The organism is Pelagerythrobacter aerophilus (genome assembly GCF_003581645.1).
GTDB classification, from domain to species: domain Bacteria; phylum Pseudomonadota; class Alphaproteobacteria; order Sphingomonadales; family Sphingomonadaceae; genus Pelagerythrobacter; species Pelagerythrobacter aerophilus.
In genome coordinates, this window is sequence record NZ_QXFK01000015.1 from 186302 (window position 1) to 203987 (window position 17686).

Sequence of the window (17686 nt, forward strand, 5' to 3'; positions counted from 1 at the left end):
CCTCCCCTGCCGAAACCCACCCCGCATCAGCGGCTGCGGCGCACGACACGGCCGGTCCGCGCGTCGACGTCGATGAAGGTCACGCGGCCGTCGCGGATGAACTTGAGGCGGTAGATCATGGCCGTCGAATCGTAAGCCGGGCCGAGATATTCCGCGCCCCTCATCTGCGGCAGCACGCGCCGTTCGATCTCGCGCAGCGGCAGCACGTTGCCCGCGCGCATTTCCTTGCGCGCCTCGCCCTGGTCGTTGCGCGACTGGGCAAACGCCGGTGCGGCCGCAAGGCCGGAGACCACCAGCGTGGCAGCAAGGCAGGAGGCAATGAGCTTTCGCATAGTGCCAACCTGCCTAGACTGCACGGATTGAACAAGCTCTGAATGCACGCACGGCGTAGCGTTCAGCAACGAAACCAGCGCTCTAGCGGGTCATCTCGTACTTGACCGTGACGGTCACGCCGGTGCCGACTTCGCCGGGCTCGATCTGCGTGCCCGCGTCGGCCGCCTCCGCGCTGGCGCGCATCATGACCGGCTGCGGACCGCCATAGCTCTGGAAGGTTTCGGAGATCTCCAGCAGGCGCACGCCGGAAAAGCCGGCCATACGGGCATATTCCTGAGCCATGGCCTGACCGCTCTGGTACGCCTTGGTGCGCGCCTCCCGCTTCGCGGCCTCGTCCGCTTCGAGCATGAAGTTGGGGCCGTAGATGTTGTTCGCCCCGGCCGACACGAGCGCGTCGAGCACTTCGCCCGCGCGTTCGAGATCGCGCAGCTTGACCTGCACCTGGTTGTTCACGTCGTAGCCGACGAACGTGCGCGAGCCGCCGTTCCGGTCGAAGTCGTACTGCGGGTTGAGGTTGAAGTTGGAGGTCTGGATATCGCGCGCGGCGATGCCGAGCTGGCGCAGCTTCGCGATCACCTGTTCCATCGCCTGCGCGTTCTGCTTCACCGCCTCCTGCGCGGTCGGCGCACGGGTCGTCACCCCGGCGCCGATCTGGGCGACGTCGGGCGCGGAGTGGACGATCTCGTTCACGGTCAGCTCGATCACCGGACCCTGAGCCTGGATCTGGACTTCGGCGGCGTGGGCGGTGGTTGCGGCCAGCGCGGTCATGGCAAGCACGGGAACGGCGTAACGGATCATTTGGAAGCTCCTTGGCGAATTCTCGCCTTTTGTTGGGTCCGTCACGCTTACGCGTGGCTGAACCGGGTTGTTCCGAAGCGCCTTCACGGCAATAGGGGGCACAAAGGGAGGAAGGGTCAGAATGACGATCTTGCGCGCACTTACCATGATTTTCGCGCTGGCGTGGAGCGCCGCGGCCGCCGCGCAGCCCGGAATGCAACCGGTGCCCGACCGGCCGGCAGGCGAAGGCGAAGGCCCCTACCCCTCGCTGGTGATCCGCGGCGCGACGATGATCGACGGCACCGGCGCCCCGCCGATGGGGCCGGTCGACATCGTGGTCGAGGGTGACCGCATCGCCGAGGTCCATCTGACGGGTGCGCCGCAGAAGGTGCTCGACAGCGCCAGCCGCACGATCGACGCGAGCGGCATGTACGTGCTCCCGGGCTTCGTCGACGTGCATGGGCACAACGGCGATCCCGGCAAGGCACCGCAGCCCTCCTACGGCTACAAGCTGTGGCTGGCGCACGGGGTGACGACGGTGCGCGGCGTCTCGTTCTACTTCGGCCCCGACCAGCCCGACCTGAGCGACGCGGCCCGCAGCGAAGCGAACACGATCGCCGCCCCGCGGCTGATTCCCTACGCGGCGTTCGGCGACAAGTGGGACGGCGGCACGCCCGACACGCCGGAGAAGGCGCGCGCCTGGGTGCGCTGGATCAAGCAGGCCGGTTTCCACGGGGTGAAGTTCTTCAACTCCGAAACGCCCGAAGTGCTCGGCGCCGCGCTGGACGAGGCGGACAAGCTCGGCCTCGGCAGTGTCGCGCACCTCGCGCAAGTCGGCGTGGCGCAGGTCAACGCGCGCAAGGCGGTCGAGCTCGGGCTCGATGGGGTGACGCACTTCTACGGCCATTTCGAGAGCCTGCTGAAGGACGGCACCGTGCCGCAGTATCCGGCCGGCTACAACTATCTCGACGAGCAGGACCGCTTCGGCGAGGTCGCCGACCTCGCCGACCAGATCGTCGCGCCGGGCAGCGAGAAGTGGGACGAGTACGTCGACTTCCTGGTTGAAAGCGGCGTGACCTTGAGCCCGACGTTCAACATCTACTCTGCCAGCCGCGACGTGATGCGTGCCCGCACGCTCGAGTGGCACGACAAGTACACCCTGCCCTCGCTGATGAACTTCTACGAGCCGAGCCTGACCAACCACGGCAGCTACTACCACGACTGGACGACCGAGGACGAAGTGGCCTGGCGCCATTTCTACCGTCCGTGGATGCGGCTGACCAACGAGTTCAAGAACAAGGGCGGCCGCGTCACCGCGGGCTCCGACCCGGGCTATATCTACCAGACCTGGGGCTTCGCCTATATCGCCGAGCTGGAAATGCTGCGCGAAGCCGGGCTCAGCCCGCTGGAGGTGATCCAGGCGGCGACGATCAACGGTGCGCGCGAAATCTACGAGCCCAAGGGGATCGAGCCCCCGATCGGCAGCATCCGCGCCGGCAAGCTGGCCGATCTGGTGATCGTGCCCGAGAACCCGCTCGACAATCTGAAGGTACTCTACGGCACCGGCCACAAGCGCCTGAACCGCGAGACGAACCAGATCGAAACCGTCGGCGGCGTGCGTTGGACGATCAAGGACGGCGTGGTCTACGACGCGCCCGCCCTGCTCGAAAGCGTGGCGCGGATGGTGGAGGAGCAGCGGGCGGCGCAGGGACAGTAGCCCTTCGCCGCTTGCGGCACGGCGCGCCCTCGCCTACCTCGCGCGCCTCATGGCACAACCACCGATCCTCTCCTGGGAAGGCCTCGGGCTGCAGCAGGGCGGCCGCTGGCTGTTCGGCGGGCCCGAACAGGCCGATATCGACCTGCACATCGGCCCGCGCGACCGGCTGGCGCTGATCGGCCGCAACGGCGCGGGTAAGACCACACTATTCCGTCTGATCGACGACCAGATCGAGGCCGACCGCGGCATTCGCAAGGTCAAGCCGGGGACGCGGATCGTGTTGCTGGAGCAGGATCCCGACTTCACCGGCTGTGACACGCTGATGGACTTCGCCCTGCGCGGCGAGCACGCGCCGGCGGAGCACGAGGTGGAGGCGATCGCGGGCCAGCTCGGCATCGACATGGCCACGCCGGCGAAGGGCGCGAGCGGCGGGGAACGGCGCCGCGCGGCGATCGCCAAGGCGCTGGCGCAGGAACCCGACCTGCTGCTGATGGACGAGCCGACCAACCACCTCGACCTGGCGGCGATCGACTGGCTCGAAGGCTGGCTCGACCGCTACAAGGGTGCATTCGTGGTCATCAGCCACGACCGCACCTTCCTCAAGCGCCTGACCCGCGCGACGATCTGGCTCGACCGCGGGACGCTGCGGCGCAAGGAAGTCGGCTTCGGCGGTTACGAGGCGTGGGAAGAGCAAGTCTACGCCGAGGAAGCGCGTGCGGCGGAGAAGCTCGACGCGAAGCTGAAGATCGAGGCGCACTGGCTCGAACGCGGGGTCACCGCGCGGCGCAAGCGCAATCAGGGACGGCTCGAGAAACTGTGGCAGATGCGCGCCCAGCGCGCCGCGATGATCGCGCCCAAGGGCACCGCCAAGCTGGGCCTCGCGACCGAGGAGGAGTTCAAGTCCAAGTCGGTGATCGTCGCCGAGCACGTTTCCAAGTCTTACGGCGAGCGCAGGATCATCCGCGACTTCACGCTGCGCATCCAGCGCGGAGACCGGATCGGCGTCGTCGGAGCGAACGGCGCGGGCAAGACCACGCTGCTCAAGCTGCTGACCGGCGAGATCGCGCCCGACGAAGGTACGGTCGAGATTTCCAAAAAGCTCACCGGCGTGATGATCGACCAGCAGCGCAGCCTGCTCGAAGGCGACAAGACGGTGCGTCAGGTGCTCGCCGAGGGCGGCGACTGGATCGAGGTGCGCGGCGTGCGCAAGCACGTGCAGGGCTATCTCAAGGAGTTCCTGTTCGATCCCAAGGTCGTCGACACCAAAGTCGGGATCATGTCGGGCGGCGAGCGCAGCCGGCTGCTGCTGGCGCGCGAGTTCGCTCGCAAGTCGAACCTGCTCGTGCTCGACGAGCCGACCAACGACCTCGACCTCGAAACGCTCGACCTGCTGCAGGAAGTGATCGCCGACTACGAAGGCACCGTGCTGATCGTCAGCCACGACCGCGACTTCCTCGACCGCACGGTCACGCTGACGCTCGGCCTCGACGGCAGCGGCGTGGTCGACATCGTCGCCGGCGGCTACGAGGATTGGGAGGCCAAGCGGAAGGAGCGCAAGTCTCCTCTCCCGCGTGCGGGACGGACGGGGAGTGGGTCTGCCAAGGCTCCGAACACGCCCACCCCCCAGCCCTCTCCCGCAAGCGGAAAGGGGAGCCAGAAGCTCTCCTACAAGGACCAGCGCGACTACGAGCTTCTGCCCGCGCGGATCGAGGAACTGGAAACGGCCATCGCCCGCGGCGAGGAAATCCTCGCCGACCCAGAACTCTACACGCGCGATCCGCAGAAGTTCGCCAACATCAGCAAGGGCCTCGAGAACGCCCGCGCCGAGAAGGATGCTGCGGAGGAGCGCTGGCTGAGCTTGGCGGAGATGGTCGAGGGCTGAAATCCTCCCCATTTTGCAAAGCCAAATGGGGAGGATCAGAGCGTGTCAGGGGATGCCATAGAAATCCGCCACCCGCTCCAACGCGATCTTCAGCACGAGCTTGCCGCTGCGGGCGGGCCAGGAAAGCGCGCGTTCGGCATTGGGGAGGCTCTCGCAGCCACAGACCACGCGCCACAGGATGTCGGCCAGCCCGCTTCCCGCAAGCGCGATGGCGCCGTCGAAACGCTGCTTGGCCGCGATCTGGCCCTCGGTGGGGGAGAGCCCCGGCCCGCGGCCCTGGATTTTGATGCGGACCGGATCCCAGCGCATGGTCACGCTCGGCCCCAGACCCGCGCGTTCGTAATCGGCGCGCAGGCACTCGCCCGCGGCGAACAGCCGGTCGGTGAGGTGGCCGCGTGCATGGAGCCAGGCAAGCGGCGATTCGGCGATGTTTACGGTCACCGTTCGCCGGGTTGCCCGGGCGGGCGCGCGACGGCCCGGACCTTCGGGAGTGAATTCACGTTCGGCGAGCTTGCGGGGCATGACTGTCTCCTTGGCGACCTGCGAATCATCACTTGCCAAAACGACACGCATGTAGGAAAGTGAAAACCAGATGGGTTAAGCAGGGAAGTGTCATGATCAACCGAATCCGGGACATTCGCAGGGAGAAAGGCCTGACGCTCGCCGATCTGGCCGCCGCCTGCGATCCGCCGACCACCGCGCAGACGATCGGCCGGCTCGAAACCGGGATGCGCAATCTCTCGACCAAGTGGATGGACCGGATCGGCCAGGCGCTCGGCGTCGATCCGGAAACGCTGGTTCGGTCCGACAAGTCGCAGCATCCGCAAGTCGTCGCCACGCTGGGGGCGAACGGCGCGGACGCCGTTCCTCGCCCGCGGGACGCGATTCCGCCGACCGAACTCGGCGGTGATGCCCCGCTCGTGGTGCTGACCGTCGAGGCTTCGACGGGTCCCTATCTCGCGGGCGATCAGCTCTGGATGCGCCAGCTCGACCCCGACGAGGCGTCGCGGGCGATCAACCGCGACGTGCTGGTGCCACGCAAGGGCGGGCGCTTCGCCTTTGGGCGGTTGATCGATCGGCAGGGCGGCCTCGTCGGCGTTCTCCCCCCCGGCCCGGGGCAAAAGCAGCAGGTGGTCGAATCGCCGCCCTGGATCGCCGTTGCGGAGATGCTGGTGCGGCGCCTGTGACATCCCCTCGTCGCCTGCTTTCGATCGCGACGCTCTATCCCAACGCGCACACCCCGCAGTTCGGCACCTTCGTGGCCCGCTCGCTCGAAGCACTGGCGGCGCGCGGCGACTGGCAGGTCACGGTGATCAACCCGATCGGCATCCCGCCGCTCGCGCTCGGCCGCTATCGCGCGCTGGCCAAGGCCGCGACCGACGGCATCGAAAACGGCGTCGAGGTGCATCGGCCGAGCTATATGTTGGTCCCGCGGGTCGGCGCGCGCATCAATCCGAGCATGATCGCGCGCGCGGTGCTGCCGCTCGTGCGCCGGCTGCACGAGGAGCGCCCGTTCGATCTGGTCGACGCGCAGTTCTTCTACCCCGATGGGCCCGCGGCCGCATGGATCGCGCGCCAGCTCGGCCTGCCTTGCGCGATCAAGGCGCGCGGCTCCGACATCACTTACTGGGGCGCCCGATCCTTCGCGCGCGAGCAGATGCTCGAGGCGGCAGCCGGTGCGCGCGGCCTGCTCGCGGTGTCGGAGGCGCTGAAGGAGGACATGATCGCGCTCGGCATGCCGCCGGGCCGGATCGCGATCCATTACACGGGGCTCGACCGCGACCGCTTCCGCCCCCTCGCCCACTCGGGTCTGCGCACGAAGCTGGGCGCTTCGCTCGGCATCCCGCTGGGCGAGAAGGAGAAGGTGGTCGCGACGGTCGGAGCGCTGATCGACCGCAAGGGTCAGGATCTGGTGATCGGCGCCGTGGCGAGCATCCCGGGCACCCGGCTGCTGCTGGTCGGCAGGGGAGAGGACGAGAAACACCTGCGCAGCCTCGCGCGCGATCTGCGGGTCGAGGATCGGGTGCATTTCCTCGGCTCCGTCGACCACGACATGCTGCCGGTCGTGCTCTCGGCCGCCGACGCCATGGCGCTGCCTTCGAAGAAGGAAGGCCTCGCCAATGCCTGGGTCGAGGCACTCGCCTGCGGCACGCCGATCGTGATCTCCGATGCCGGCGGCGCGCGCGAACTCGTGACCGGGCCGGAGGCCGGGTATGTCGTTCCGCGCGATATCGAGTCGATCGCGTCGGCGCTACGCAAGCTGTTCGCCGACCCGCCGCCGCGCGAGCGCGTGGCGGCGACGGTCGACCGCTTCGGCTGGCCCGCGCACGCCGCGGAACTGGCGCGGCGCTACGAAGGTCTGATCTAGCTCAGACCTCCCCGCGCGCGGCCTTCTCCTGCCGGTCGGCCGCCGATTCCTGCGGCACGAAGCTGTGCGAATCGACCCCCAGCCAGATCAGGATCGGCGCCGCCATGTAGACCGAGCTGTACGTGCCGACGAACAGGCCGAGCGTGATCGCGGCGACCATGCTGAACAGGCTCGCCGGACCGAACAGGAGCAGCGGAATGAGCGCGATGAACAGCGTCAGCGAAGTCATCACCGTGCGGGCCAGCGTCTCGTTCACCGAGAGGTCGAGCAGTTCGGGCAGCGGCATCTTGCGATACTTCTTCAGGTTCTCGCGGATGCGGTCGTAGATCACGATCGTGTCGTTCAGCGAGTAACCGATAATCGCGAGGATCGCGGCGATGCTCTGCAGGTTGAACTCCATCTGGAACAGCGCGAACATGCCCAGCGTCAGCGACACGTCGTGGAACAGCGCGAACAGGCCGCCCACGCCGAACTGCCATTCGAAGCGAATCCAGATGTAGAGCGCCACCGCCAGCATCGCGGCGATCAGCGCGAGGGCAGCATCCTGCCGGAACTCGTCGGAGACCTTGCCGGAGACGTTCTCGTTGCCGTCGAGCCGGAAGTCGTCGAAGTTCGTCTGCAACTCGTCGACGATCTCGTTCGCGATCGCCTGCGCCGCCTCCGGGTTGCCTTCGGCGCTCTCGGGCAGCGGCACGCGGATGGAGACCTGGTTGTCCTCGCCGAAGCGCTGCACCACCGGTTCGCCGTAGCCGAGGCCGGCCACCCGGTCGCGCAAGTCGCCGACCGGCGCTTCCGTGCTTTCGGTGAAGGTCGCGGTGATGTTGAGACCGCCGGCGAAGTCGACGCCGTAGTTGAGCCCCTTGGTCAGCACCAGCCCCCAGCTCGCGGCGATCAGCACCATGCTGATCACGTAGAACGGGATGCGCCACTTGAGGAACTTGATGTTCGTGTCGTCGGGGACGAGCTTGAGCAGTTTCATTTCCCGATCCCCTTTACAGATGGAGGTCCTGCGGCCGCGCCCTGCGCAGCCAGCCGGCGACCCACAGGCGGGTCAGCGACACGGCGGTGAACACGCTCGTGAACAAGCCGATGACCAGCACGACGGCGAAGCCGCGCACCGGCCCGGTCCCGAACATGAACAGCAGCGCGCCGGCGATGAAGTTGGTGATATTGGCGTCGAAGATCGCACGGCTGGCTTCCCTGTAGCCGTTCTCAACCGCTGCGATCACGCGCCGCCCGCGCTTGCGCTCTTCGCGTATTCGCTCGTTGATCAGCACGTTGGCGTCCACCGCGGCGCCGATCGTGAGCACGAAGCCGGCGATGCCGGGCAAGGTAAGCGTGGTGTTCATCGCCGCCATGATCCCGAGGATCATCAGCACGTTGAAGATAAGCGCGATCGTCGCATAGACGCCGAACCGGCCGTACGTGGCGATCATCAGCACGACCACGGCGATCGAGCCGACCATCATCGCGATGATCCCGAGGCGGATCGATTCCGCACCGAGGTCCGGCCCGACCGTGCGTTCCTCGACCACGGTCAGGTCCACCGGAAGCGCGCCCGACTGGAGCGAGATCGCCAGTTGCTGCGCGGTTTCGGGGGTGAAGTTACCCGAGATCTCCGACACGCCGCCCAGGATCTGATCCTGGATCACCGGCGCCGAGATCACCTCGCCGTCGAGGATGATCGCGAACTGCTTGCCAACGTTCTCGGAGGTCAGCTTGGCGAAGCGATTGCCGCCCTGCTGGTCGAACTGGATGACGACGACGTCCTGGTTTTCCTGGTTGCGGCTCGCCTGAGCCCGGACCAGCGTGCTGCCGTCGATCCCGCCGAGACGATAGACCGCGAGGCTCTGCCCGGCGAAACCGCTGTCGGGCGCGTAAGGGAATATCTGCTGCCCCGGCTCGACGATGCCCTGGGCAAGGTCGGAGGGGAGCGCGTTCTCGTTGACGAGCTTGAACTCCAGCTTGGCCGTCCGGCCGACCAGTTCCTTGACCTGCTCCGGATCCTGCAGACCGGGCACCTGCACCACGATGCGGTTGTCGCCCTGCCGGATGATGGTCGGCTCGCGCGTACCGAGCGCGTTGATGCGCCGGTCGATCACGTCCTGCGAGGAATCCATCGCCGCGTTGAGCGCGGCATCGAGACCGGCGTCGGTCGGGGTCAGGATGATCCGCGTCTCGTCGACCACCGAAAGGTCCCATTCGCGCACCAGGCCTTCGCCATTCAGCAACGGCTCGAGCAGCTGGCGCGCACGGTCGACGTCGGCGACGCTCTCGACCATGAAGCTCAGCCGCCGGTCGGCGGTGGACACGTCGCCCACGCGAATCTGCGGCTCTGCGCGGCGGAGGGTCGAGCGGACCGATTCCTCCATGTTGCGCAGGCGCTGGGTGACGATCTCGGCCGGGTCGGCCTCGAGCAGAATGTGACTGCCACCCGCAAGGTCGAGCCCGAGATTGACCTCGGGATCAGGCAGCGCCGCCGGCCAGCGAGCGCCCGACAGCGAAAAGAGCGACGGAAGCGCGAGGACCGAGAGAGCCAGCGTCAGGCCCCAGAACCATCCCTTCTTCCACAGCGGGAAATCGAGCATTCGCTATCTCCCGCTCAGTCGTTGGCGGCCGTGCCGCCGGGCGGAACGATATCCCCGATCGTGCTCTTCACCGCCTTGACGCGAACGCCCTGGGCCAGCTCGATCTCGGCATAGTGTTCGTCGACCTTGATCACCTTGCCGACGAGGCCGCCGGCGGTGACCACCTGATCGCCCTTCTTGATCCCGGCGATCTTCTCGCGATGCTGCTTCTGCTGGCGCATCTGCGGGCGGATGATCAGGAACCAGAAGATCGCGATCATGCCGACGATCGGGAGCCAGTTGATCCACGCAGGCGGCGCATCTGCGCTGGCTGCCGCGGCAAGGAAATCGAGCATGAAAAATGAACCTATCGAGGTTGAGACCAGGAGCTTGCCGGGAACACGCGCGGCCCGATCGTTCCCGGACCCCTCGCCTCCCCGGCGATCAGGTGGGCGCGCCTAGCAGCATTGCAAGTGCAGGGCAACGAATCGCGCTGGCGCCACACCCCGAAGATCGATGCTTGCCAGCTCCGAACCCCCGCCCTATAGGGCCGCCCTCCACTGGATACGGGACGTAGCGCAGCCTGGTAGCGCATCACACTGGGGGTGTGGGGGTCGCAGGTTCGAATCCTGTCGTCCCGACCAGTGGTTTCCAAGCAAAACCAATAATTTAAGCGGGCGGCGCGAGCCGCCCGTTTGGCTTTTCCAAGCCCGATTTTGCCGCTGGTGGTGCGCTGGTGGTGCAGATGCCGTGCAATAAAACGCAACGCGACTCTACAAAATGCATCCGCACCAGACCCTGCCCAAGCCATTCTCAATTGAAGATTCGCACCCGTTGCGCTTAGATCATGGGGCACATGCAAGAGCAGTCGCCTCTTCGCCCGGGGTTCGTCAGAATTCGGGATGGCTTCATCGCGTTTCTGAAGCAGCCGCCAGGAACGCCGCTTGAAACCATCATTCCCCAGAGCGCGATAGATGCGATGGCCACGGCGGCGAAGAACGGGAGCAAGCGCCGCCGCAGGCTCGAGGTAGCACGGATTGCGGCAGCGACCGCCGCAGTGGCCGGTACAATTGTGGCTATCGCGTTCACCCCAATGGTTATCGGAGTGGCCATTCTGCTCGGCGGCGGCGTGGCCTTCCTATGGGCTCACGATCAGTTGAAGGTGCGCCGAGAGCCGGAAATCGACGAACTCGCAACCGGCCCCGGCACGGCGCTTGAACACAACTTACGGGCGCTCGACGACTTTCGGCATCTGATCGCCTGCGGTGACATTGCCTGTGAGGAGCGACTTCCCGATGGAACGATCAGGCCGCTGCCAAGCAGCGCTCGCCGCGCGTTCCTCGCCGATCACGGCGCGCTGCTCGTCCTCAGCCGCGAACAGAGCCTGTGGCGCTGTATTCCGCATCGCCCACTCCCGATGAGCCAGTTATGGATCAAACCGGACAGCCGCGTTGCCCCGACACTGGTCACATCGAGGACATTGCTCGACACCGTAGATCGTGATCTGTTCGACCGGCGCATCCAATGGCTCCTGGATCGATCGGGTAACGCTCGCGCCTTTCGCGACGCCATCGCGATCATTGTCGCACTGCGACGGCCGGACCTCGACGGAAGGCCATTCGAAGACAAGAAGGCGGTGCTCCGCGAGGAAGGCTTCAGCGACAGCCGGATGGAGAAGATTCACGCGGGCGTGTACCCGCCGTTCAATAACTTTCTGCGCAGGCTGCCGATGCATGAATTCCCGTGAATGGGGAACTGAATAGCGCTCAACGCCTCCCGGCGGCACGTCCAGCATTCCAGTGAATAAAAGGACGACGCAATGCCTCCGGATCAAGACCAGCTTCTGACCGTCACCGACGTGCTCAATGTCACCGGCTTCAAGTCCCGCACGACCATCTACCGCCGCGTGCGCAAAGGAAGCTTCCCCTGCCCCTACCACATCGGCGCCGGCAAGATTCGTTGGCGTTCGGGCGATGTCGAGGAATGGCTGAACAGCCTCCAGCCCCGCCGCTACTGAGCCGCCCTCGCTCTGCGGCGATCCCGTAACCCCCAAGGCCGATCCGCGCCCCCACCATTTCGCGCCCCCACGGACCCGCAAACGTGAGATTCACGAAAGGACACCACATGCCCATTTCCCGTGCCCTGGGCCGGATTGCCGATTTCTGGGCAAGCCGCAAAGTCACGCTGCGCTTTACCGCAGACTTTCGCATCGCCTCTTTCAGCCTGCCGCTCATCAAACGGCTCCTCGCCGACACAGCCGACGGCGAAACCTACCGCTGCTCGATAGCCGAATGGCCCTTCAACGAGCGCCCGCCGCTCCATGTCCACCGCGGTGTGGTCTCGACATTGCGGGTGGATGGCCCTCTGCAGGCTGCGGGCAAAACCTACCTCCCACTCGGCGGGCTGATCGAAGCCCCCTTCGTGACCGCGCATCTCGATCCGGTCGAAACCCAGCGCCTTGATTGCCGGGTGCAGGAGGCCATCGAGCAGACAATCGCCGACTGGATCTGCGAGCATCGGCTACACGATCGGCCGCGTGCGCGGCGTGAGATCGACCGCGCGAAAGCAGACCGTGCAGCCCGCGCGGTCATCGACCGCTGGGTCGCAGAACACTCCTCGAAACCAGAGGCCGGAAACACCTCGGGTTTGAGCGTCAGCAGCTCACACGATTGCTGCTCCGGCAAAACCTCGGGCAGCTTGTGCCGCGCTTGCCGGAATCGGCCCAATCATGACTGAGAGCATCGCCCATGTGGCCATGTTGGAGGGCCACGATGCTGCGCATCGGACCCGCAATTTGGATACACACCTCACGCACGGGTGCATCCAGCTTTTCTGCCATTTTTCGGGACGGCTATCCGACAGCACCTTTGTTTGCTTCGCCAAGAATGGCGAACTTCTGCCATTTTCGGAGACAGCGGATCGCTGTCGCGGTGGAGACAGGCGATGAGGCTCGTCCGCCACACAGTCCGCTTGCCGGTCTCGCTCGACAAGGCACTTCGCTCGCTTGCCGAACAGCAAGGTGTCAGCGTCTACGCCATGCTCCAGCGCAGCGTGAAGGCCGGGGTCGCGACGCTTGCCGCCCCGCCCGCACCGTCCACGGCGCCCCAAGAGATCGTCACCGAACTAGCGTCCGTCAGCACCCGCATCGTGGATGTCGAACGGGTGCTGGACCGGGCGTTGTTCACCGCCTGCGCCGCCTATTGCTATGCCCGCAGCGCGGCGCTGGGAATGCGCACGGACGACGAGGCTGTGACGGCCGAGGTCAACGCGGCCTATGAGCGTCAGCGGCAACTCTCGCGGGAGAAGCGCCAATGACGGGCGGGCTCCAATCCCATGATCGCCGCATCCATGCCGACGCCGTTCGCAGACAGCATCGCCAAAGTCAGTGGTCACGTTTCAAACGGCATTGCGCCATCATACTGTCATCGGTCGCCCTAGGCGCGGCGGTCGTCCCCTACGCGATGCTGGATCAGGACAGGATAGACGCGATCGCCGCCTTTTGCATGGCGAAGGCCAAGCTTTGGGCCATGGCTGGTATGGCTGCCGATGCCGAGGTCAGCGTTCGTATCGACGGCCAGACATATGAAGGTAGATCTGCTCTCGCAGTCGTCGCGCACCCCTACTATCGGCAGTCTGTCGGCCTCGCCCTCTCCTCCGTGATCCGAGGCGCTCAGTTCGGATTTGCGGGTTGGCTCGTATGCCTGATCCTGTTTCGTCAGGCGGTGAAACGGCGGCGCGAGCGCGCTTTGCAGGATCGCATCATCGCCGGAACCCTGGTTACGACCGAGAAGAAGCTGGCAGCACTGACCGGCAGCGACGCCGATGCCCGCTCACTCGCCATAGGCAAGGTGCCGATCCCAACACGGCTGGAAACCCGGCACATGGCGATGATCGGCACGACCGGCAGCGGCAAGACCACGGCGTTGCGCCAGTTGCTCGACGCGATCGAGGCGCGCGGCGAAGCCGCACTGGTCTATGACACCAGCGGCGAGTTCGTTGCGCACTACTACCGGCCCGGACGCGGCGACATCATACTCAATCCGTTCGATGCCCGCTGCGCTTATTGGACGCCCTTCTCCGAGATCGCCCATCCCGCCGACGCCGCCCGCATCGCACATCAGTTCGTCACCGAAACCGGCCAGCATGATAACGATGTGTGGCTGGAAACCGCCCGCATCCTTGTCGCCAACATGCTTCGTGAACTCTGGCAGCAGGGCGCGCCTAGCCTGTCCAAACTGCTGGCCATGTTCCAGATCAGCACCAAGGAAGAACTCAAGGAGCGGCTGAAGAACACGTCGTCGGCGCGAACCTTCGCCGAGGATGCCGACCGGGCGACCGGCAGCGTCTTGTTCATGCTCGCCAAGGCGGCCGACCTGATCCAGTTTCTTCGCGTGGAGGGCAGCGGCGCAAAGCCCTTCGCGTTCCGCGACTTCATTCATGGGCTGGACAAGCGCCGGGGCGCGAAACCCTGGATATTCGTGCCGCGCAAAGAGGATTATTTCGAAGCATCGAAGCCCCTTCTCGCCTGCTGGCTCGAATGTGCCGCCAGCGCCGTGCTGGGGCTTGCTCCGTCGTCCGACCGGCGCATCTGGTTCGTACTTGACGAGCTGGCCGACCTGCCGCGCGTCGATAACCTCGCCCGCCTGCTGCCCGAAGGGCGCAAGTTCGGTGCTGCGGTCGTGCTGACGTTCCAGGCGCTTGGTCAGATGCGACACCGCTATGGCCCGCAGCTCGCCGAATCCATGCTGGGCTGCTGCAACACCAAGCTGTTCCTGCAGACCATCGACAGCGAAACCCGGCAATGGGCCAGCCGGACCATCGGCGAGTGCGAGATCGAAATCCAGACCATGACCGACGCGCTCGCCGACGGCGATGAAAGGATGCGCACCACCTTGGGCCAGATGCGCAAGATGCGACCCGCCGTACTGGAAAGCGAACTGCGCTTGGCCAGGCACGAAGGGTATTTGCTGTTTCCCGATGGCTTGCCGGTGGCGCGGATCAGGTTGACCGCCGATCACATCGTGCGGCGCGGTCCCGCAAGCCAGCCGGGATTTGTCGCTAGTGATCCGGGAACCATGCTTTGGAAGCAAACCGGCGGCGCCGCACCCGCGCTGTTGCCCCCGTCCTCACCCCCGCCCGCCAGCCAAGGACCGGTGTGATGGTGGCGTCGGTTTCGGCCCTGACCAGTTCGGCGCAGGCGAGCAGCTATTACGAGGCGGACGACTATTATGCCGAAGGCGGGCTTTCGCCTTCCGAGTGGCAGGGCACGGGCGCGGAAGCGCTAGGCCTGTCGGGCGAGGTGGATCGCGACAGCTTTCGCAATTTGCTGGACGGCGAGGTGGCGGGTGAGCAGCTTGGCACCTTCCGCGATGGCCAGCTTGAGCATCGGCCGGGATGGGACGTGACGCTGAGCGCACCCAAGTCGGTTTCCATCATGGCCGAGGTCGCAGGCGATCGGCGATTGATCGCCGCGCATGGCGAAGCGGTCAGAACCGCGATGGCCCATGTCGAGAAACATATGGCCGCCACCCGCATCCGCCACGGCGGCACCGTCAGCCGCGAGGCCACCGGCAATCTCGTGATCGCGAGTTTCCAGCATGGCACCAGCCGGGCCCAGGACCCGCAGCTTCATACCCACAACGTCATCATGAATGCGACGCGGGACGAGCAGGGCACCTGGCGCAGCCTCGAGCCGCGGGCCATCTACCAACTCCAGAAACAGATCGGCGCAATCTATCGGCAGGAACTCGCGCTGAAAGTGCGCGAACTGGGTTATGCGATCGAGGCGGGAAAGGACTCGCTGTTCGAGATCAAGGGCGTGTCCGCCGAGGCGATGGCCGCGTTCAGCACCCGCAGCGCCGAGATCGAGGCGGCACTTGCCGAACGCGGCGCGTCCCGTGACGCCGCCAGCGCCGCCCAAAAGCAGGTCGCCACGCTCGACACCCGTGAGGCGAAGGTTACCGCCGACCATGCCTCGCTTGTCGCGCAGTGGCGGGAGACGGCGAGCGGCGCCGGTTTCGGCCCGGCGGCGCGGCTGGCGATGATCGAGCAAGCCGAGGCCAGGGCCGCCGCGCCTTCCCATCGGCTGTGTCTCGACACACAGGGAGATGAGGCCGCAGTTCGCGCTGTCGCTCAGGCGTGCGACAAGCTCGGCGAGCGCCAATCGGTGTTCTCCGCTGCCGCCTTGCAGGAGGAAGCCGGACGGATCGGGCTTGGCAAGGTCAGCTACGCGCAGATCGAGGCCGCCATCGAAACGGCGACCAAGCAGGGCGAGCTGATCGATCGGACATTCCTGGACCGGCGCGGTGCACAGTTCGCCGGGTTCACCACGCGCTCGAATGTCGAAACCGAAGCCGGGATGCTGCGGATCGAGGCCGAAGGGCGCGGCACCCTCGCCCCCATCGCATCGCCGCTTGCCGCCGCCAAGGCTATCGCCAGCGCAGCAGTGCAGGCCGAACGAGCGGGCTTCGGCTGGAATGCCGACCAGCGTGCCGCGACCCAGCACCTTTTAACCAGCCGCAATCGCATCACCTCCCTGCAAGGCTACGCGGGCACAGCCAAGACCACGACCGTCCTGGCGACCGTCGCCCGCGAAGCCGAGGCACAGGGTGTGTCCGTCATCGCGTTGGCACCCACCGCATCGGCGGCAATGGTTCTGGGTGAAGCGCTGGGCACGCGCGGCGATACCGTGGCGCGCCACCTGCTATCGCCCGAGCGGCCCCAACCCGGCCAGCCCACCGCATGGATCGTAGACGAGGCGTCTTTGCTGTCCGCCCGCGACACGGCCCGCCTCTTCGACCTTGCCGCTAAGCATGACGCCCGCGTCATCCTCGTCGGCGACGTAAAGCAGCTTGGTTCGGTTGAGGCCGGCGCAGCATTTGGGCAGCTGCAGACTGCTGGCATGGAGACCGCCAAGCTCGCTGAGATCGTGCGGCAAACCAATAAAGCCACTAAAGAGGCGGTGCTGGCGTCGATCGACGGGGATGCCAAGAAGGCGCTGGCCGCGCTGGACCGGGGCGGCGGCCAGATCATCGAACATGCCGATCGGGCAGCTCGCTTCGCCGCCCTCGCCGAGCGATACGCTCGCTTGGACAAGGCAGTTCGGGCTCGCACTCTTGTGATCGAGCCGTCACGCGAAGGGCGCGATACCCTGACTGCGGATATCCGTGCCGCCCTGACCCGATCGGGCGCTCTCGCCGGCCCCGCCGTCACCATGCAGAGTCTCGCCAACAAGGGGCTGACCCGCGCCGAGGCGCGCGATCCCCTGAGCTACGACAAAGGCGATGTGGTGCGCTTTACCCGCGACTACGCCGCCAAGGGCGTGACGCGCGGCGAAGCATATCGCGTCGAAAGCATCGACCCGGCCAAATCGGCTATCACCTTGAAATCGGAAAACGGGCGCGAGGTGGATTGGCGATTGCGACAATGGGGCGCGGGCCATGCTCAGGCCTTCACACCACAGCCATTGGAACTCAAAACCGGCGACACCGTCCGCTTCACCCGCAATGACCGGGAGGCGGGCCGGATCAACGGTGAACGCGGTGAAGTTATCGCGCTGGACGGGCAGGCCAGCACCGCCACCATCCAGACCGCCGACGGTAAAACCGAAACGCTGAATCTCGACGTCGCCCGCGACAGGCATATTGCCCATGCCTACGTGGACACCGCCTTTGCCGCCCAGGGCCGCACGGCGACACATGTGATGATCCACGCCGACAGTCGGGCGACCAATCTGGTCGATCAAAAGAGCTTCTATGTGGGGATTTCTCGCGCGAAGGAGTCGGTCGCGATTTTCACCGATGATCGCGGCAAGCTGACTACTGCGATCAGCGAACGAGCGGGACAGGTGCAAACTGCCATCGCGCAGGCTCTCATGCCGACTCCCGCCAACGGCAAGGTGGCGATGGCCGGGCTGGGATGAAGGTGGGCCTCCGTGAGTGTCGTTCTCCTCGACACCCACGGATGCAAACTCCTGGTCGCGACTACTAGGTTCGAGCCCTATCGCGCTTTAAAGCCTCCAAAGACGAGGCGAGCATCGCGCC

The 17686-nt window shown here is 65.9% G+C and carries 16 protein-coding genes and 1 tRNA gene; 11 read left to right on the forward strand and 6 right to left on the reverse strand.

Annotation, left to right across the window (positions count from 1 at the left end; genetic code table 11):
• Window positions 1–26: 26 nt before the first annotated feature.
• Window positions 27–332 (reverse strand): hypothetical protein, encoded by a 306-nt coding sequence (locus tag D2V04_RS08140; protein WP_119512901.1) that lies wholly within the window; start codon window positions 330–332, stop codon window positions 27–29.
• 82 nt (window positions 333–414) lie between these two features.
• A complete protein-coding gene (locus D2V04_RS08145) occupies window positions 415–1131 on the reverse strand; it encodes an SIMPL domain-containing protein (RefSeq protein ID WP_119512902.1) in 717 nt (238 codons plus the stop codon).
• Window positions 1132–1252: 121 nt separating this feature from the next.
• Here D2V04_RS08145 and D2V04_RS08150 point away from each other — a divergent pair, with 121 nt between their 5' ends.
• Window positions 1253–2827 carry an amidohydrolase family protein gene (locus D2V04_RS08150; protein WP_119512903.1) on the forward strand — a complete coding sequence of 525 codons (1575 nt, stop codon included), beginning with the start codon at window positions 1253–1255 and terminating at the stop codon, window positions 2825–2827.
• A 49-nt stretch (window positions 2828–2876) separates the two neighbouring features.
• The gene (locus D2V04_RS08155) at window positions 2877–4709 is read left to right on the forward strand and encodes an ABC-F family ATP-binding cassette domain-containing protein (protein ID WP_119512905.1); all 1833 of its coding nucleotides are present in this window, start codon (window positions 2877–2879) and stop codon (window positions 4707–4709) included.
• 45 nt (window positions 4710–4754) lie between these two features.
• Here D2V04_RS08155 and D2V04_RS08160 read toward each other — a convergent pair whose 3' ends face one another.
• Window positions 4755–5231, reverse strand: a complete 477-nt coding sequence (locus D2V04_RS08160) for a DUF6456 domain-containing protein (RefSeq protein WP_119512991.1) — start codon at window positions 5229–5231, stop codon at window positions 4755–4757.
• A 92-nt stretch (window positions 5232–5323) separates the two neighbouring features.
• Here D2V04_RS08160 and D2V04_RS08165 point away from each other — a divergent pair, with 92 nt between their 5' ends.
• Window positions 5324–5896, forward strand: coding sequence for a helix-turn-helix domain-containing protein (locus D2V04_RS08165; protein ID WP_119512907.1), 573 nt, complete (start codon window positions 5324–5326; stop codon window positions 5894–5896).
• The gene (locus D2V04_RS08170) at window positions 5893–7077 is read left to right on the forward strand and encodes a glycosyltransferase (RefSeq protein WP_119512908.1); all 1185 of its coding nucleotides are present in this window, start codon (window positions 5893–5895) and stop codon (window positions 7075–7077) included. The genes D2V04_RS08165 and D2V04_RS08170 overlap by 4 nt, the downstream gene beginning before the upstream one ends.
• Window position 7078: 1 nt before the next feature.
• Here D2V04_RS08170 and secF read toward each other — a convergent pair whose 3' ends face one another.
• The 3 genes from secF to yajC are packed head-to-tail and all read right to left on the reverse strand — an operon-like array spanning window position 7079 to window position 10000.
• Window positions 7079–8056: a protein translocase subunit SecF gene (gene secF, locus D2V04_RS08175; RefSeq protein WP_119512910.1), complete on the reverse strand. Its 978-nt coding sequence runs from the start codon at window positions 8054–8056 to the stop codon at window positions 7079–7081.
• Between the two features lie 13 nt (window positions 8057–8069).
• A complete protein-coding gene (gene secD / locus D2V04_RS08180) occupies window positions 8070–9665 on the reverse strand; it encodes a protein translocase subunit SecD (RefSeq protein WP_119512912.1) in 1596 nt (531 codons plus the stop codon).
• Window positions 9666–9679: 14 nt separating this feature from the next.
• A complete protein-coding gene (gene yajC / locus D2V04_RS08185; RefSeq protein WP_119512914.1) occupies window positions 9680–10000 on the reverse strand; it encodes a preprotein translocase subunit YajC in 321 nt (106 codons plus the stop codon).
• Between the two features lie 211 nt (window positions 10001–10211).
• Between yajC and D2V04_RS08190 the strand changes: the two genes are divergently transcribed.
• From D2V04_RS08190 to mobF, 7 genes are all read left to right on the forward strand, one after another.
• A tRNA-Pro gene (locus D2V04_RS08190) sits at window positions 10212–10288 on the forward strand.
• Window positions 10289–10500: 212 nt separating this feature from the next.
• Entirely contained in the window at window positions 10501–11391 is an 891-nt protein-coding gene (locus D2V04_RS08195) for a hypothetical protein (protein ID WP_147391800.1), read from the forward strand.
• Window positions 11392–11463: 72 nt separating this feature from the next.
• Window positions 11464–11661 carry a helix-turn-helix transcriptional regulator gene (locus tag D2V04_RS08200; protein ID WP_119512918.1) on the forward strand — a complete coding sequence of 66 codons (198 nt, stop codon included), beginning with the start codon at window positions 11464–11466 and terminating at the stop codon, window positions 11659–11661.
• 107 nt (window positions 11662–11768) lie between these two features.
• Entirely contained in the window at window positions 11769–12380 is a 612-nt protein-coding gene (locus D2V04_RS08205) for a hypothetical protein (RefSeq protein ID WP_182849709.1), read from the forward strand.
• Between the two features lie 207 nt (window positions 12381–12587).
• The gene (locus tag D2V04_RS08210; protein WP_119512920.1) at window positions 12588–12959 is read left to right on the forward strand and encodes a hypothetical protein; all 372 of its coding nucleotides are present in this window, start codon (window positions 12588–12590) and stop codon (window positions 12957–12959) included.
• Window positions 12956–14803: a type IV secretion system DNA-binding domain-containing protein gene (locus tag D2V04_RS08215; protein WP_119512922.1), complete on the forward strand. Its 1848-nt coding sequence runs from the start codon at window positions 12956–12958 to the stop codon at window positions 14801–14803. Before D2V04_RS08210 ends, D2V04_RS08215 begins: the two co-directional genes overlap by 4 nt.
• On the forward strand, window positions 14803–17565 hold the full coding sequence (mobF, locus tag D2V04_RS08220) for a MobF family relaxase (protein ID WP_119512924.1): 2763 nt from the start codon (window positions 14803–14805) through the stop codon (window positions 17563–17565). Before D2V04_RS08215 ends, mobF begins: the two co-directional genes overlap by 1 nt.
• Window positions 17566–17686 lie beyond the last annotated feature (121 nt).

Coding starts and splice junctions, on each gene's coding strand:
- D2V04_RS08195 (WP_147391800.1), top strand. CDS start 10,501: ATGCAAGAGCAGTCGCCTCTTCGCCCGGGGTTCGTCAGAATTCGGGAT.
- D2V04_RS08200 (WP_119512918.1), top strand. CDS start 11,464: ATGCCTCCGGATCAAGACCAGCTTCTGACCGTCACCGACGTGCTCAAT.
- D2V04_RS08215 (WP_119512922.1), top strand. CDS start 12,956: ATGACGGGCGGGCTCCAATCCCATGATCGCCGCATCCATGCCGACGCC.
- D2V04_RS08145 (WP_119512902.1), bottom strand. CDS start 1,131: ATGATCCGTTACGCCGTTCCCGTGCTTGCCATGACCGCGCTGGCCGCA.
- mobF (WP_119512924.1), top strand. CDS start 14,803: ATGGTGGCGTCGGTTTCGGCCCTGACCAGTTCGGCGCAGGCGAGCAGC.
- D2V04_RS08160 (WP_119512991.1), bottom strand. CDS start 5,231: ATGCCCCGCAAGCTCGCCGAACGTGAATTCACTCCCGAAGGTCCGGGC.
- secD (WP_119512912.1), bottom strand. CDS start 9,665: ATGCTCGATTTCCCGCTGTGGAAGAAGGGATGGTTCTGGGGCCTGACG.
- D2V04_RS08150 (WP_119512903.1), top strand. CDS start 1,253: ATGACGATCTTGCGCGCACTTACCATGATTTTCGCGCTGGCGTGGAGC.
- yajC (WP_119512914.1), bottom strand. CDS start 10,000: ATGCTCGATTTCCTTGCCGCGGCAGCCAGCGCAGATGCGCCGCCTGCG.
- D2V04_RS08210 (WP_119512920.1), top strand. CDS start 12,588: ATGAGGCTCGTCCGCCACACAGTCCGCTTGCCGGTCTCGCTCGACAAG.
- D2V04_RS08205 (WP_182849709.1), top strand. CDS start 11,769: ATGCCCATTTCCCGTGCCCTGGGCCGGATTGCCGATTTCTGGGCAAGC.
- D2V04_RS08155 (WP_119512905.1), top strand. CDS start 2,877: ATGGCACAACCACCGATCCTCTCCTGGGAAGGCCTCGGGCTGCAGCAG.
- D2V04_RS08165 (WP_119512907.1), top strand. CDS start 5,324: ATGATCAACCGAATCCGGGACATTCGCAGGGAGAAAGGCCTGACGCTC.
- D2V04_RS08140 (WP_119512901.1), bottom strand. CDS start 332: ATGCGAAAGCTCATTGCCTCCTGCCTTGCTGCCACGCTGGTGGTCTCC.
- secF (WP_119512910.1), bottom strand. CDS start 8,056: ATGAAACTGCTCAAGCTCGTCCCCGACGACACGAACATCAAGTTCCTC.